This window comes from Mycobacterium sp. PDNC021, assembly GCF_048282635.1.
GTDB lineage: Bacteria > Actinomycetota > Actinomycetes > Mycobacteriales > Mycobacteriaceae > Mycobacterium > Mycobacterium llatzerense.
This window is the reverse complement of sequence record NZ_CP182502.1, coordinates 3,839,184-3,853,457: the sequence shown is the minus strand read 5'-3', so window position 1 is coordinate 3,853,457 and position 14,274 is coordinate 3,839,184. Positions and strand designations below refer to the sequence as shown.

The following is a 14,274-nucleotide window of genomic DNA, read 5'->3' as shown; positions in this document are numbered from 1 at the left end:
CGCGAAGCGATGACCGGTGCCGATAGCATGGTCGCGATCGTCACCTAACCCGTAGGAGTGTCTCGATGACCGCCGTCGCCAGCCCCGCACCAGCAGCCCCGATCCGGGTCGCCGCCGGGACTACCGCCGGCGCCGCGGTCCGCGAGGCCGGGCTCCCGCAGCGCGGCGAGGTCGACGCCATCGTGGTGGTAAAGGACGCCGACGGTCGCCTGCGCGACCTGTCCTGGACCCCGGACGTCGACGTCGAGGTCATCCCGGTCGCCGCCAACACCGAGGACGGCCGCAGTGTCATCCGCCACTCGTGCGCCCACGTGCTGGCCCAGGCGGTGCAGGACCTGTTCCCGGACGCCAAGCTCGGCATCGGCCCGCCGATCACCGACGGCTTCTACTACGACTTCGATGTCGCCGAGCCGTTCACGCCGGAGGATCTGGCCAAGCTCGAGAAGCGCATGCAGAAGATCGTCAAGGACGGTCAGCTGTTCGACCGGCGGGTGTACGAGTCCAAGGATCAGGCCCGCGAAGAGCTGGCCAAGGAGCCCTACAAGCTCGAACTGGTCGACGACAAGTCCGGCGACGCCGACATCATGGAGGTCGGCGGCGACGAGCTGACGGCCTACGACAACCTCAATCCCCGTACCCGCGAACGGGTTTGGGGCGACCTGTGCCGTGGCCCGCACATCCCGACCACCAAGCACATCCCGGCGTTCAAGCTCACCCGCAGCAGCGCCGCCTACTGGCGCGGCGACCAGAAGAACGCCAGCCTGCAGCGCGTCTACGGCACCGCCTGGGAGTCGCAGGAGGCGCTCGACAAGCATCTCGAACTGATCGAGGAGGCGATGCGCCGCGACCACCGCAAGCTGGGCGTGGAGCTGGACCTGTTCAGCTTCCCCGACGAGCTGGGCTCGGGTCTGCCGGTGTTCCATCCGAAGGGCGGCATCATCCGGCGTGAGCTGGAGGACTACTCGCGGCGCAAGCACCAAGAGGCCGGCTACGAGTTCGTCAACACCCCGCACATCACCAAAGAGCAGCTGTACATCACCTCCGGGCACCTGGAGTGGTACGCCGACGGCATGTACCCGCCGATGCACATCGACGCGGAGTTCAACGAGGACGGCACGCTGCGCAAGCCGGGGCAGAACTACTACCTCAAGCCCATGAACTGCCCCATGCACCACCTGATCTTCCGGTCGCGGGGGCGGTCGTACCGGGAGCTGCCGTTGCGGCTCTTCGAGTTCGGCAGCGTGTACCGGTACGAGAAGTCGGGCGTCGTCCACGGCCTGACCCGCGTGCGCGGCATGACGCAGGACGACGCGCACATCTACGTCACCCGCGAGCAGATGCGCGACGAGCTGACCGCGCTGTTGCAGTTCGTACTGGATCTCCTCAGCGACTACGGCCTCGACGACTACTACCTGGAGCTGTCCACCAAGGACCCGGACAAGTACGTCGGCTCCGACGAGCTCTGGGATGAGGCCACCGAGACCCTGCGTGAGGTCGCCGAGGCCTCCGGCCTGGACCTGGTGCCGGACCCGGGCGGCGCCGCGTTCTACGGCCCCAAGATCTCCGTCCAGGTCAAGGATGCGCTGGGCCGAAGCTGGCAGATGTCGACCATCCAGCTGGACTTCAACATGCCCGACCGGTTCGAGCTGGAGTACACCGCCGCCGACGGCAGCCGCCAGCGCCCGGTGCTGATCCACCGCGCCCTGTTCGGCTCTATCGAGCGGTTCTTCGGGGTGCTCACCGAGCACTATGCCGGCGCGTTCCCAGCCTGGCTGGCCCCCGTGCAGGTCGTCGGTATCCCGGTGGCCGACGCGCACCTGGACTACTTGTATGACGTTGCCGCGCAACTGAAGTCGCGCGGCGTGCGGGTCGAGATCGACGGCAGCGACGACCGCATGGCCAAGAAGATCGTCAACCACACCAACCAGAAGGTGCCGTTCATGTTGCTCGCGGGCGACAAGGACATCGAGTCCGGCGCGGTGTCCTTCCGGTTCGGCGACCGCACCCAGGTCAACGGCGTCCCGGTGGCCGAGGCCATCGAGATCCTCACGGGGTGGATCGGCCGCCGCGAAAACGCCGTCCCGACAGCCGAATTGGTGAACGAAGCGCGGGGCGCGCAGGCGTGACCGAGGATCGGAGCATCGTGGACCGGGGGGTCGGTGACGTGGACCATCTGCAGCGGCTGTGGACGCCGCACCGGATGAGCTACATCGTCGACGCTCCGATGAAGGGCGGTGAGGGCACGTCGGCCGGCTCGAAACAGCCGTTCATCGACATCCCCACCATGCCCGACGAGGAAGGCCTGATCGTCGCGCGCGGCGAGCAGGTCTACGCGGTGCTCAATCTGTACCCGTACAACCCGGGGCACCTCATGGTGGTGCCGTACCGGAAGGTGTCCGAGCTCGAAGACCTCACCGAGGCCGAGAGCAGCGAGCTGATGGCGTTCACCCAGAAGGCGATTCGGGTGATGAAGTCCATCTCCAACCCGCACGCCTTCAACGTCGGCCTCAACCTGGGCACCTCCGCCGGCGGCTCGCTCGCCGATCACCTGCACATGCACGTGGTGCCGCGCTGGGGCGGCGACGCCAATTTCATCACCGTCATCGGCGGCACCAAGGTGATCCCGCAGCTGCTGCGTGACACCCGCAAGCTGCTGGCTGACGAGTGGGCGGTGCAGGACGGGAAAGCCACCCGGGGCGAGCGCAGCGACGGGAAAGCCACCCAGCCGTGAGCGACTTCTACCTGATGACCCGGGCGGCCTACGCCAAGGTGAGCCGCCCGCTGGCCCGGGGCGCGCTGCGCATCGGGCTGACGCCGGACGCCGTGACCGTCATGGGTACCACCGCATCGGTCATCGCTGCGCTGACACTGTTTCCGACCGGGCACCTCTGGTACGGCGCCGTGGCGGTCTGGTTCTTCGTGCTGGCCGACATGCTCGATGGCGCCATGGCGCGCGAACGCGGCTACGGCACACGCCTCGGCGCGGTGCTCGACGCGACGTGCGACCGTATCGGTGACGGCGCGGTGTTCTGCGGCCTGCTGTGGTGGATCGCGTTCGAGATGCACGACAAGCCGCTGGTCATCGCCACATTGATCTGCCTGGTCACTTCGCAGGTCATCTCGTACATCAAGGCCCGCGCCGAAGCCAGCGGATTGAACGCCGACGGCGGCTTCATCGAACGCCCGGAGCGGCTGATCATCGTGTTGGTCGGCGCCGGGTTCTCGGACCTGCCGATCCATCCGCTGCCACTGGCATTGCCCATCGCGATGTGGGTGCTCGCTGTCGCCAGCGTCATCACGCTGGGGCAGCGCGTCGCCTCGGTGCGCCGCTCGCCCGGCGCCGATGAGCCACTCCCGTCGAGCTCGCCCACCAAGGAGCAGCCATGAGCGTTCCCACCGGCGGTGTTCCGTCCTTCGGGGGCTTCGACGTCCCGATGGGCGAGCAGATCAAGGACCTCGGCTACGCCGCGGGCTGGGGTCTGGTGCGGACCATGCCAGAGTTCGCGGCCCGCAACATGTTTGACGCCGGCGCGCTGTATGCGGCGCGGGGCGGCGGTCCCGAGCAGCTGCGTAAGAACTTGGCCCGGGTACTGGGCGTGCGGCCGGCCAAGGTGCCCGGCAGCATGGTCCGTGCGTCGTTGGCGTCCTACGCCCGGTACTGGCGCGAGGCATTCCGGCTGCCGTCGATGAATCAGCGCACCCTGGGTGAGAAACTGCGGCACTGCCTGGTGGGCACCGAGCACATTGCGGCGGGGCTTGAACGCGGTAAAGGCGTCATCCTGGCGGTGCCGCACAGCGGCAACTGGGACATGGCGGGCGTATCGGTGGTGCACCAGTACGGACGATTCACCACCGTGGCCGAGCGGCTCAAGCCCGAGTCGCTGTACAAGCGGTTCGTCGAGTACCGCGAATCACTCGGGTTCGAGATTCTGCCGTTGACCGGGGGAGTGCGTCCGCCGTTCGAGGTCCTGACCGAGCGGCTGCAGGAGGGCCGCGTCGTGTGCCTGATGGCCGATCGGGACCTGTCCCGAAATGGCGTGCAGGTCAACCTTTTCGGTGAGCCGACCCGAATGCCGGCAGGCCCGGCCAAGCTCGCCGTCACGACCGGCGCGACGCTGTTGACGGTGCAGTGCTGGAACAAGCCGAACGACTGGGTGTTCGACGTCTCGTCGCCGCTGGACACCTCCAGCGACGACGTCGCGACCATCACCCAGGACCTGGCCACGCGCTTCGAAGCAGGCATCACCGCGCATCCCACTGACTGGCACATGCTGCAGCCGCAGTGGCTGGCCGACTTGTCCGAGGAACGTCGGGCCCGGTTGGCCGGGAACGACTGATGCGCATCGGCATGGTGTGCCCGTACTCGTTCGATGTACCGGGTGGCGTTCAGGCACACGTGCTGCAGCTGGCCGAGGTGATGCGCGGCTACGGCCACGAGGTCAGCGTGCTGGCTCCGTCGTCGGCGGAGACGCACGCCGATCTGCCGGACTATGTCGTGTCCGGCGGCAAGGCCGTGCCCATCCCGTACAACGGGTCCGTGGCGCGGCTGCGGTTCGGCCCCGCGACGCGCCGGATGGTCAAGCGCTGGATCATCGACGGCGAGTTCGATGTGCTGCACCTGCACGAGCCCAACGCGCCGAGCCTGTCACTGTTGGCGCTGATGGTGGCCAGCGGCCCCATCGTCGCGACGTTCCACACGTCGACCACGAAATCGTTGACGCTCAACGTCTTCCAGGGGATTCTGCGGCCCTGGAACGAGAAGATCATGGGCCGTATCGCGGTGTCCGATTTGGCGCGGCGCTGGCAGATGGAAGCCCTGGGCTCGGATGCCGTGGAGATTCCCAATGGCGTCGACGTGTCGGCTTTCGACGATGCCCCGCTGCTGCCCGGCTATCCGCGGCCCGGCCGCACCGTGCTGTTTCTCGGCCGGTTCGACGAGCCACGCAAAGGCATGCAGGTGCTTGTCGGGGCGCTGCCCAAACTGGTGGCGGCCTGCCCGGACGTCGAGGTGCTGATCGTCGGCCGCGGCGACGAGGAAGCACTCAAGGAGACTGTCGGCGAGCATGCGGGGCACCTGAGGTTCCTCGGCCTGGTCGACGATGCCGAGAAGGCGTCGGCCATGCGCAGCGCCGATGTCTACTGCGCCCCGAACACCGGCGGCGAGAGTTTCGGCATCGTGCTGGTCGAGGCGATGGCCGCGGGCACCCCCGTGGTGGCCAGCGACCTGGATGCCTTCCGGCGCGTGCTCGATCAGGGTGAGGCGGGCCGACTGGTGCCGGTCGATGACGCCGAGGCGCTCGGCGATGCGCTGGTCGAGTTGTTGTCGAACGACGCGGCCCGCCGCCGGTACGCCGAGGCAGCCGCCCAGGCCGTGCGCCGCTACGACTGGTCGGTGGTCGCGCAGCAGATCATGCTGGTCTACGAGACGGTGGCCGGGTCGGGGACAAAGGTCCGGGTGGAGGCCTGATGAGCGCTTGCGCGAAGAAGAGACGGTCCTAGGTGCATTGGCTTCTTTGGGTCGCGCTGGTCTGGCTGGCGGTGACGGTCCTGATCACCGTGGTGTGGGCGTATCAGACCGCGCACCGGCTGGACAGATTGCACGTGCGCTACGACCTGTCGTGGCAGGCCCTGGACGGGGCGTTGGCGCGGCGGGCGGTGGTGGCCCGGGCGGTCGCCGTCGATGCGTACGGGTCCCGCCCGGCCGGACGCCGGCTGGCAGGGCTCGCGGCCGACGCCGAACGGGCACCTCGGGCGGCCCGCGAGGCCGCTGAGAACGAACTGTCGGCGGCGCTGGCGCAGGTCGATCCGGCATCCATCCCGGTGTCGTTGGTTGCCGAGCTCGCCGACGCCGAGGCCCGCGTGCTGCTGGCCCGTCGCTTCCACAACGACGCTGTCCGTGACACCCTGGCGCTGCGCGAGCGAACGCTGGTGCGCTGGCTGCATCTGGGCGGAACCGCCGCCATGCCAACGTATTTCGAGATCGTCGAACGGGCCTCGCGGCACGAGGCCGGCGCGGGCCGACGCACGTCGGCCCGGGTGGTGCTGCTGGACCAGGACGGGCAGGTGCTGTTGTTCTGCGGCAGTGACCCGGCCGCTGACCCGCTGATGGCGCCGCGATGGTGGTTCACCGTCGGGGGAGCGGTCGAGCCGGACGAGTCACTGCCCGACGCGGCCGCCCGCGAGATCGCCGAGGAGACCGGGCTGAACGTCGACCCGGCCGACCTGACCGGCCCGGTGTGGCGTCGTGAGGCGGTGTTCGAGTTCAACGGATCTGTGATCCGCAGCGAGGAGTTCTTCTTCGTGTACCGCACCTCACGCTTCGAACCGGTGACCAGTGGCCACACCACGGTGGAGCGGCAGTCGATTCACGCTCACCGCTGGTGCGACGCGGCGGTCATCGCCCGGCTGGCCGCCGATGGTGAGATTGTCTATCCATTGCAGCTCGGTGAATACCTTTCGCTCGCAGGCGAATTGGCGGACGGCAAGCGCGAATTGGGAGCGGCCGGCCCGGAGCCCCTGCCGATCCGGTGACCTGCGGCGATAACCGATTTGGACCGGCCACTAGACTTGGCGTGTACCAAATTCTTGAGGGAGATTGCAGTGGATACCGCAGCGGATAACAGCGGTCAGACGGGCACAGCCCGGGTCAAGCGCGGCATGGCCGAGATGCTGAAGGGCGGCGTCATCATGGACGTCGTCACACCCGAGCAGGCACGTATCGCCGAAGGCTCAGGCGCCGTAGCCGTCATGGCGCTCGAGCGCGTACCCGCCGATATCCGCGCGCAGGGCGGCGTCTCGCGGATGAGCGATCCGGACATGATCGAGGGCATCATCGACGCCGTCACCATCCCGGTGATGGCGAAGGCCCGCATCGGCCACTTCGTCGAGGCGCAGATTCTGCAGAGCCTCGGGGTGGACTACATCGACGAGTCCGAGGTGCTGACCCCGGCCGACTACACCCACCACATCGACAAGTGGAAGTTCACCGTGCCGTTCGTGTGCGGCGCCACCAACCTGGGTGAGGCGCTGCGCCGCATCAACGAGGGCGCGGCCATGATCCGCTCCAAGGGTGAGGCCGGCACCGGTGACGTCTCGAACGCCACCACGCACATGCGCAAGATCGGCGGCGAAATCCGTCGGCTGTCGTCGCTGTCGGAGGACGAACTGTACGTTGCCGCAAAGGAATTGCAGGCGCCGTACGAGCTGGTGGTCGAGGTCGCGCGGGCCGGCAAGCTGCCCGTGACGCTGTTCACCGCGGGCGGCATCGCCACCCCGGCCGACGCCGCGATGATGATGCAGCTCGGCGCCGAGGGCGTGTTCGTCGGCTCGGGCATCTTCAAGTCCGGTGACCCGGCGGCCCGCGCCGCGGCCATCGTCAAGGCCACGACGTTCTACGACGACCCCGACACGCTGGCCAAGGTGTCGCGCGGTCTGGGTGAGGCCATGGTCGGCATCAACGTGGAGGATGTGCCGGAGCCGCATCGGCTCGCCGAGCGGGGCTGGTAAAACCAACACGTGGCAATCGAGCAGATACTCGACCTCGAGCAACTCGAGGTCAACATCTATCGCGGCAGTGTCTTCAGCCCGGAATCGGGTTTCCTGCAGCGCACTTTCGGTGGCCACGTAGCCGGTCAGTCGTTGGTGTCCGCGGTGCGCACCGTGGAGCCGAAGTACCAGGTGCACTCGCTGCACGGGTACTTCTTGCGTCCCGGTGACGCCCGCGCACCGACGGTGTACATGGTGGAGCGCATTCGCGACGGTGGGTCGTTCTCTACCCGCCGCGTGAGTGCCATCCAGCACGGCGAGACGATCTTCTCGATGTCGGCGTCCTTCCAGACCGATCAGTCCGGCATCGAGCATCAGGACGCCATGCCGGTGCCGCCGCCGCCCGACCTGTCGAAAGGCTTCCGGTCCGCCGGAGCATTCGACGACGCCGGGTTCGCCCAGTTCGCCGAGTGGGACGTGCGCATCGTGCCGCGCGACCAGGTGGCCCGGGTGCCCGGCAAGGCGTCGCAGCAGCAGGTCTGGTTCCGGCACCGCGACCCGCTGCCCGACGACCACGTCCTGCACATCTGCGCCCTGGCCTACATGAGCGACCTGACCCTGCTGGGTTCGGCGCAGGTGAATCATCTTGAGGTACGCAAACATATGAACATCGCCTCGTTGGACCACGCCATGTGGTTCATGCGGCCATTCCGGGCCGACGAATGGCTGCTGTACGACCAGTCGTCACCGTCGGCGTGTGGCGGCCGTGCGCTGACCCAGGGCAAGATTTTCAACCAGTACGGCGAGATGGTGGCCGCCGTGATGCAGGAGGGGCTGACTCGCTACCAGCGTGGTTTCGTCCCACCGGCCGAGTGAGCCCGCACGTCGGTGTCCTGGCTTTGCAGGGGGACACCCGAGAGCATCTGGCTGCCCTGCGCGATGCGGGCGCCGAGGTGTCCACGGTCCGGCGCCTCGCCGAGCTGAATACCGTTGACGCCCTGGTGATTCCGGGCGGCGAATCCACCGCCATGAGCCATCTGCTGCGCGAGCTGGAACTGCTGGAGCCACTGCGGGCCCGGCTGGCGGCGGGCATGCCGTGCTACGGATCGTGCGCCGGGATGATCCTGCTCGCCACCGAGATCAACGACGCGGGCGTGCCCGGGCGCGAGGCCCTGCCGCTGCGTGGGATCGATATGACGGTGCGGCGCAACGCTTTCGGCCGTCAGGTCGATTCTTTCGAAGGTGACCTCGACTTCGTCGGGCTGGACGATCCGGTGCACGCGGTGTTCATCCGGGCGCCGTGGGTCGAGCGCGTCGGCCCCGACGTCGAGGTGCTGGCCCGCGCGGCCGGTCATCCCGTCGCGGTCCGTCAGGGCCGCATGCTGGCGACGTCGTTCCATCCCGAGGTCACCGGCGACCGCCGCATCCACAAGCTCTTCGTCGACTCCCTGTAGCGCGATTTGTGCACGATTTTCCGCGCTGACCGCGGATTTTCGTGCACAAATCACGCCAGCCAGACGCGTAGCCGGTCGTAGATCCGTTCGTCGTTGAGCAGCGTGAAGTGGTTCGCCTCCGGCAGGTGCAGGCGGTTGTCGCGCTCAAAACCCATGTCGCGCTGCTTACTTCGGCCTTGAGCGCTGCGCACCTGCACCAGTCCGTCGCCGAGCACCCAGCCGATCGGGTTGGCCGGGGTGCGGGCGAGGGTCGCGCTGACGCAGTAGTACTCGACTCCGTCGAGTAACGGCACATCGGTTTGGGTCTGAGACCCCAAGGCATCCGGTTCGCGGTCGCGCCAGTCGCGTTCGTCGAGCGAGCCGAACCGCAGATCGCGGATCCCGGTGCTGCGCCGCCGCAACAGGCTGCCGAACGGTCGGGTCTCGGGCAGCGCGCTGAGCGCCGCCGACCCGAAATGCGCGACCTTCTCCAGCGGGGCGCCGGTATGCGGGGTACCGAGCGTGACGACGGTGCGCACCCGCTCCACCCACGACCGGTCGGGCACCGCGCAGGCCGACCGGATCACCAGGCCACCCATCGAGTGGCCGACCAGCGAGATCGATGTCACCGGAACCGGCCATGCGGCCACCAGTTGGTCCAGCAGTTCGGCGAGCAGCCGGCCGTTGTCCGAGATGTGCAGCCCGGTGTTGTAGCGGATCTCGACGCCGGTGATGCCGATGTCGGCCCCGAGTCGCTGACTGTACGTCGGCCGCTTGCCGAGCGCCCAGAACGCCTCGGTCTCGATCAAGCCGTGGAGAAACACCACGATGTCGCCCGTTGTGGTGGGATAGGCAGCCCGCAGGCTGTCGGGCTCGAGGGCCACCGGCCGGCCCTCGACGCGCACCGACATCGTGGTCGCCAGTACAGAGCCCTGCTCGTGGAGCTTGTCGCCGATCAACCCTTGCAGCGCTCCGAGCACCCGGGCGCCACCGGCGTGATCAGACAGCTTGCCGGCGGCCTGTCCGTGGACTGCCTTACCGGCGATGGGCGCGGCGGTCGTCATCGTGTGACTGATGGTGGAGTAGACGCCGTCCGTGATGGCGTCGTAGACGATCTTCACGGGCTTGGCGGCCGGGCCGACGCCGAAGCCCACCAGCCGGAACACCCGCTCGGAGATGGCGCGCTGGATCTTGTGGATGCCATCGACGGCGGTGCCCAGCTCATTGAGGCCGAGCTCGGCGAGGGCGCCGGCTTCGCTGGAGGTGGGGTCGTCCATGCAGTGAGTGTACGAGTGTTCACTGGAAATGTCGGCGATGAATCTGCTGATTGTGAGCAGATTCATCCCGTGCCCAAGTCATAGCGATGGCTCGCCCGCTTCACAGCTCGGCCATAGCTGGAGCTGCCTTAATGGTCGGGTGAGTACGACATCCGCTGCCGTTCTGGACGCCCCGACGGACGAGCCGCAGACCCCGGCACCGCGTCGCTGGAGTCTCGCCACCAAGACCGGTGAGCGCTCGGCGCTGGCCCTGCTCCTGATCGTCACCGCGATCGGCTACCTGTGGAACATCACCGTCAACGGCATGGGCAACCAGTTCTACGCCGCCGCGGTGTGGGCCGGTTCGCGGAACTGGGAGGCGCTGCTGTTCGGGTCCATCGACCCGAACAACGTCATCACCGTCGACAAGCCGCCGCTGTCGCAGTGGGTGATGGCCCTGTCCGGCCAGATCTTCGGCTTCAGCAGCGCGAGCATGCTGATCCCCGAGGCGCTGATGGCCGTCGGCTCGGTCTGGCTGCTCTACGCCGCGGTACGACGGATCAGTGGTCCGGCCGCCGGCCTGCTCGCCGGCGCGGTTCTCGCCCTGACCCCGGTGTCCGCGATGATGTTCCGCTTCAACAATCCGGACGCGGCCATGGTGCTGCTGATGACGCTGGCCGCCTACTTCACCGTCCGGGCGTTGAAAGAGAAGGGCGCCAAGTGGATGGCGCTGGCCGGTGTCGCACTCGGGTTCGCGTTCCTGGCCAAGATGCTCGAAGGCGTGATGGTGGCGCCGGCCCTCGGTCTGACTTACCTGATCGCCGCGCCGGTCGCGCTGCGCAGCCGGCTATGGCATCTGCTGGGTGCGTTGGGCGCCCTGCTGGTCTCCGCCGGCTGGTTCGTGGTGCTGACGATCCTGTGGCCTGCGTCGTCGCGCCCGTACATGGCGGGTTCGACCGACAACAGCTTCATGAATCTGGTGTTGGGCTACAACGGATTCGGTCGCGTGCTGGGCAAGAACCACATGGGCAAGACCGACCCCGACAAGCCGTCGACGGTGCACACCATCACCGGTGAGCACGCCGGGCATGCCGCCGGCGAGGCGATGAAAACGGCAGGCCATCACGGCGGCTTCGGCGATCAGACCCAGGGCCTGCCGCGGCTGTTCACCGGCGAGTTCGGCTTCGAGATCGGCTGGCTGGTGCCGGCCGCGCTACTGGCCACCGTGCTGGTGCTGATCTCTCGCGGGCGGGCGCCCCGCACCGACCGGGTCCGTGCCGGCGCCATCCTGTTCGGCGGCTGGCTGGTGAGCGTCGGCCTGGTGCTGAGCTTCATGAAGACCAACGTGCACCCGTACTACTGCCTCGCGCTGGCTCCGGCGATGGCCGCGATGTTCGCGATCTTCGTCATCGAGTTCTGGCGCCGCCGGAAATCCCTGTTCCACCGGATCGGTTTGACGACAGTCCTTTTGGCCAGCGGGGTGTGGGGCTTCGTGATCCTGGGCCGTAACGCCGACTGGTTGCCCGCATTGCGCTGGGTGATCCTGGTCGCCGCCATTGTCGGCGCCGCGGCACTCGTGTGGGCCGGTGCCGGGGACAACCGCAAGCGCATCGCGACGTTGGCGCTGGGTCTCGCGATGTTCGGCGCGGCCGGGGGGTCGGTGGCCTACTCGCTTGCGACCTTCGGACAGCCGCATCTCGGTGGCGGCCCGTCCGTCGGCCCGGCGGACAAGGACGACAAGGGACACGGCGGCTTCGGTCAGCGTGACGACAACCCCCAACTGAACGCGCTGCTCAAGGCCACCACCACGAAGTGGTCCGCCGCGATCGACCGGTCGTCGCCGGCCGCCGGTCTGGAGCTCGACACCCGCACGCCCGTCATCGCAATCGGTGGGTTCGGCGGCAGCGACCCGGCGCCGACGCTGCAGCAGTTCCAGTCCTACGTGGCCAATCACGAAGTGGCGTACTACATCGTGTCCGACAGCAAGGGGCACTGGGGCGCCGATGCGCACAGCGACATCGCCGACTGGGTGAGCGCCAACTTCGCGCCGATGAAGGTCGGTTCCGACACCGTCTACAACCTGATGCTGCCGCTCAAGAAGTAGCCGATCGACCGTCTGAGCTAACAATCGAGATGGCAGTCGCTCCCGTGGCGACGTGTCATCCGTTCGGCCGATATCAGCCGCGTTCGGTGCCGTGTTGTAATCCAGCAAATTCATCTCGGCCGAAGGAGTTGCGATGCCGAATTGGGATGCTGGACACGATGAGTCGGCGCATGCTGGCGATCCACACGCTGAATTCCGGCGCGAGGCCGCCCAGCACTACGGCCCGGCCAGCCCATACTCACCGTCGTCGCAGGGCGCACCGGGCTTCGGCGTGGTGTCGGGTCCGCCGCAAACCAACCACGGGTCCGGCTTCTACCAGCCGCCGGGCGCTTCGAACGCGTCCGGAGCGGGTCCGGCCCTGAAGCCATGGCACTTGCTATGGGTCGCGGCAGGAGTTTGTCTGCTCGTGGCGGCGGTCGTCTCCTCGAGTTTGGGTTGGGTGCTGCTGGCCGCGGCGTGTGGCCTCGGCGGGACGTACCTGCGTCAGCACCACACTGCATCGACGGTTCCGGTGCGGGAACCGCAGGCAGCGCCGCAACCCGGGCCGGCCGGAGCCACCTCGCCCGGCCCCCCAACCCCATTGATTCCGTTGCGTGCCATGGCAATTCCCGAGATCTTCAGCGGCACCGCGAAGATCATGATCCGGTATTGGCCGGCACTGCTGGGTATCCCGGTCGCGATCATGGTCGCCTTCGTGCTGTTCGTCTATGCGTCGGCTACGACGATCGGTGTGGTCGTGGTGAAGGCATCGACCTCGTTCGGTGCCGGTGGCCTGGCCGACATCGACAGCCTGATGACCGGAATGTTGGCGGTCTGGGTCATCTATTTCGTGGTGATCGCCCTGATCGCGTTACCGGCGGATGCGCTGCTGATTTCTCTGACGGTCATCACGACCGACCGGGCGGTGCGCGGCCTGCCGATCCAGTCGCGCGACGTATTCCAGCAGGCTCGTCGGCGCATGTTCGCGGTATGCCGGCTGACGCTGGCGTTCTACCTGATCCTGTTTCTGCCGCAGTTCGTCTTCTACCTGATTCTGACCAGCAGCCCGAAGATGATGATCGCACTGGCCGGGCCGGGCGGTCTGGTGCTGGCGTTCGTGGTGATGTTCCCGCTCTATTTCGGCCTGGGTCTGCTGCTCAGCCTGGCGCCGATCGCCGTCGTGGTCGAGGGACGCGGCGTCGGCGCCGCGCTCCAGCGCTCGGTGCAACTGCTCAAGCCGGCGTTCTGGCGCATCCTCGGTATCCATGCGCTGTGGAGTGTGTGCATGGTGCTGGTCTTTTGGGGCTACGGTGCCCTGCTGGGTGAGCAGATCCTGACGAACCTGTTCGAAAGTCCGGTGCTGGCCGCAGGCGACCTGCTCGTGTTCGCTGCCGTGTTGGGAGTGATGATCGGGTTTTTCCGCGTCCTGCAGGCGCTGATTTACACCGACGTGCGAATCCGGCAGGAGGGTTACGACCGCGAACTGATAGCCGGCTGGAATCGGGCCGTGGCAAGCGGTGTGGCGACCCAGCCTGCGATGACGACCGGCAAGTCGTTGCTCGTGGCAGCCGTCGGCGTCGCCGTGATCGCAGCTCTGTCCATCACGGTGTCGGCGTTCAGCGGACCGTCGGACGACGACGTCATCAACGCGTTGAAGGCTGAGAAGCCGACGGGATTGTTCAAGAACGGGCGGCCGCTCTTCCACGTCGACGATCTCGAAGAAGCTGAGGCCGGCTGGTATGTCGCCATCATCAAGTTCGACGGCATCGAGCTCGAGCCGGGCACCGTCGTTCTCCGCCGCAGCCCGGTGTCTGCAGACCGGCTGACGGTGGTCGACGGGCCGGGCACGGACCTCCACTTCCAGTGCCCCTCATTTCCACGATCGGTGCAGAAGCTCGTGCACAGCTGTTCGTTCGGGCACTGATCTCACGCACCAGCTCGCCCATCTTGAGCCCGCGCGGGACGTGCCGTCCTCCCACGTAGACTGGTCAGCTGACGTTTGATCAGAAAGAGGGCG

At 67.4% G+C, this 14,274-nt stretch carries 12 protein-coding genes; 11 read left to right on the top strand and 1 reads right to left on the bottom strand.

Translation table 11 applies throughout. The features are described 5' to 3' along the window. The first annotated feature begins 65 nt into the window (after positions 1-65). The 9 genes from thrS to pdxT all read left to right on the top strand — a co-directional run bounded on the left by thrS (position 66) and on the right by pdxT (position 8,939). A complete protein-coding gene (gene thrS, locus ACNO8X_RS18260) occupies positions 66-2,126 on the top strand; it encodes a threonine--tRNA ligase (RefSeq protein WP_418002146.1) in 2,061 nt (686 codons plus the stop codon). After that, positions 2,123-2,731, top strand: a complete 609-nt coding sequence (locus tag ACNO8X_RS18255; protein ID WP_418002145.1) for an HIT family protein — start codon at positions 2,123-2,125, stop codon at positions 2,729-2,731. The genes thrS and ACNO8X_RS18255 overlap by 4 nt, the downstream gene beginning before the upstream one ends. After that, the gene (gene pgsA, locus ACNO8X_RS18250; RefSeq protein ID WP_418002144.1) at positions 2,728-3,387 is read left to right on the top strand and encodes a phosphatidylinositol phosphate synthase; all 660 of its coding nucleotides are present in this window, start codon (positions 2,728-2,730) and stop codon (positions 3,385-3,387) included. The genes ACNO8X_RS18255 and pgsA overlap by 4 nt, the downstream gene beginning before the upstream one ends. Next, the gene (locus tag ACNO8X_RS18245) at positions 3,384-4,337 is read left to right on the top strand and encodes a phosphatidylinositol mannoside acyltransferase (RefSeq protein WP_418002143.1); all 954 of its coding nucleotides are present in this window, start codon (positions 3,384-3,386) and stop codon (positions 4,335-4,337) included. The genes pgsA and ACNO8X_RS18245 overlap by 4 nt, the downstream gene beginning before the upstream one ends. Next, complete coding sequence (locus tag ACNO8X_RS18240; protein ID WP_418002142.1) at positions 4,337-5,467, top strand: glycosyltransferase family 4 protein; 1,131 nt, start codon at positions 4,337-4,339, stop codon at positions 5,465-5,467. The genes ACNO8X_RS18245 and ACNO8X_RS18240 overlap by 1 nt, the downstream gene beginning before the upstream one ends. Positions 5,468-5,499: 32 nt before the next feature. Next, on the top strand, positions 5,500-6,531 hold the full coding sequence (locus tag ACNO8X_RS18235) for an NUDIX hydrolase (RefSeq protein ID WP_418002141.1): 1,032 nt from the start codon (positions 5,500-5,502) through the stop codon (positions 6,529-6,531). Between the two features lie 69 nt (positions 6,532-6,600). Further along, positions 6,601-7,506, top strand: coding sequence for a pyridoxal 5'-phosphate synthase lyase subunit PdxS (gene pdxS / locus ACNO8X_RS18230; RefSeq protein ID WP_043399207.1), 906 nt, complete (start codon positions 6,601-6,603; stop codon positions 7,504-7,506). A 9-nt stretch (positions 7,507-7,515) separates the two neighbouring features. After that, positions 7,516-8,361 carry an acyl-CoA thioesterase II gene (gene tesB / locus ACNO8X_RS18225; RefSeq protein WP_133761897.1) on the top strand — a complete coding sequence of 282 codons (846 nt, stop codon included), beginning with the start codon at positions 7,516-7,518 and terminating at the stop codon, positions 8,359-8,361. Next, a complete protein-coding gene (gene pdxT, locus ACNO8X_RS18220) occupies positions 8,358-8,939 on the top strand; it encodes a pyridoxal 5'-phosphate synthase glutaminase subunit PdxT (RefSeq protein ID WP_418002140.1) in 582 nt (193 codons plus the stop codon). The genes tesB and pdxT overlap by 4 nt, the downstream gene beginning before the upstream one ends. A gap of 50 nt (positions 8,940-8,989) precedes the next feature. Here the strand turns inward: pdxT and ACNO8X_RS18215 are convergent, their stop codons facing one another. Continuing rightward, positions 8,990-10,195, bottom strand: a complete 1,206-nt coding sequence (locus ACNO8X_RS18215) for an esterase/lipase family protein (RefSeq protein ID WP_418002139.1) — start codon at positions 10,193-10,195, stop codon at positions 8,990-8,992. A gap of 139 nt (positions 10,196-10,334) precedes the next feature. Here ACNO8X_RS18215 and ACNO8X_RS18210 point away from each other — a divergent pair, with 139 nt between their 5' ends. Continuing rightward, the gene (locus ACNO8X_RS18210) at positions 10,335-12,278 is read left to right on the top strand and encodes an ArnT family glycosyltransferase (protein ID WP_418002138.1); all 1,944 of its coding nucleotides are present in this window, start codon (positions 10,335-10,337) and stop codon (positions 12,276-12,278) included. A 133-nt stretch (positions 12,279-12,411) separates the two neighbouring features. Then, complete coding sequence (locus ACNO8X_RS18205; RefSeq protein ID WP_418002137.1) at positions 12,412-14,181, top strand: hypothetical protein; 1,770 nt, start codon at positions 12,412-12,414, stop codon at positions 14,179-14,181. Positions 14,182-14,274 lie beyond the last annotated feature (93 nt).

What these genes read in the sequence shown, in the direction of transcription:
- thrS (WP_418002146.1), top strand. Translation starts at nt 66, where the DNA reads ATGACCGCCGTCGCCAGCCCCGCACCAGCAGCCCCGATCCGGGTCGCC.
- ACNO8X_RS18245 (WP_418002143.1), top strand. Translation starts at nt 3,384, where the DNA reads ATGAGCGTTCCCACCGGCGGTGTTCCGTCCTTCGGGGGCTTCGACGTC.
- ACNO8X_RS18240 (WP_418002142.1), top strand. Translation starts at nt 4,337, where the DNA reads ATGCGCATCGGCATGGTGTGCCCGTACTCGTTCGATGTACCGGGTGGC.
- ACNO8X_RS18215 (WP_418002139.1), bottom strand. Translation starts at nt 10,195, where the DNA reads ATGGACGACCCCACCTCCAGCGAAGCCGGCGCCCTCGCCGAGCTCGGC.
- ACNO8X_RS18205 (WP_418002137.1), top strand. Translation starts at nt 12,412, where the DNA reads ATGCCGAATTGGGATGCTGGACACGATGAGTCGGCGCATGCTGGCGAT.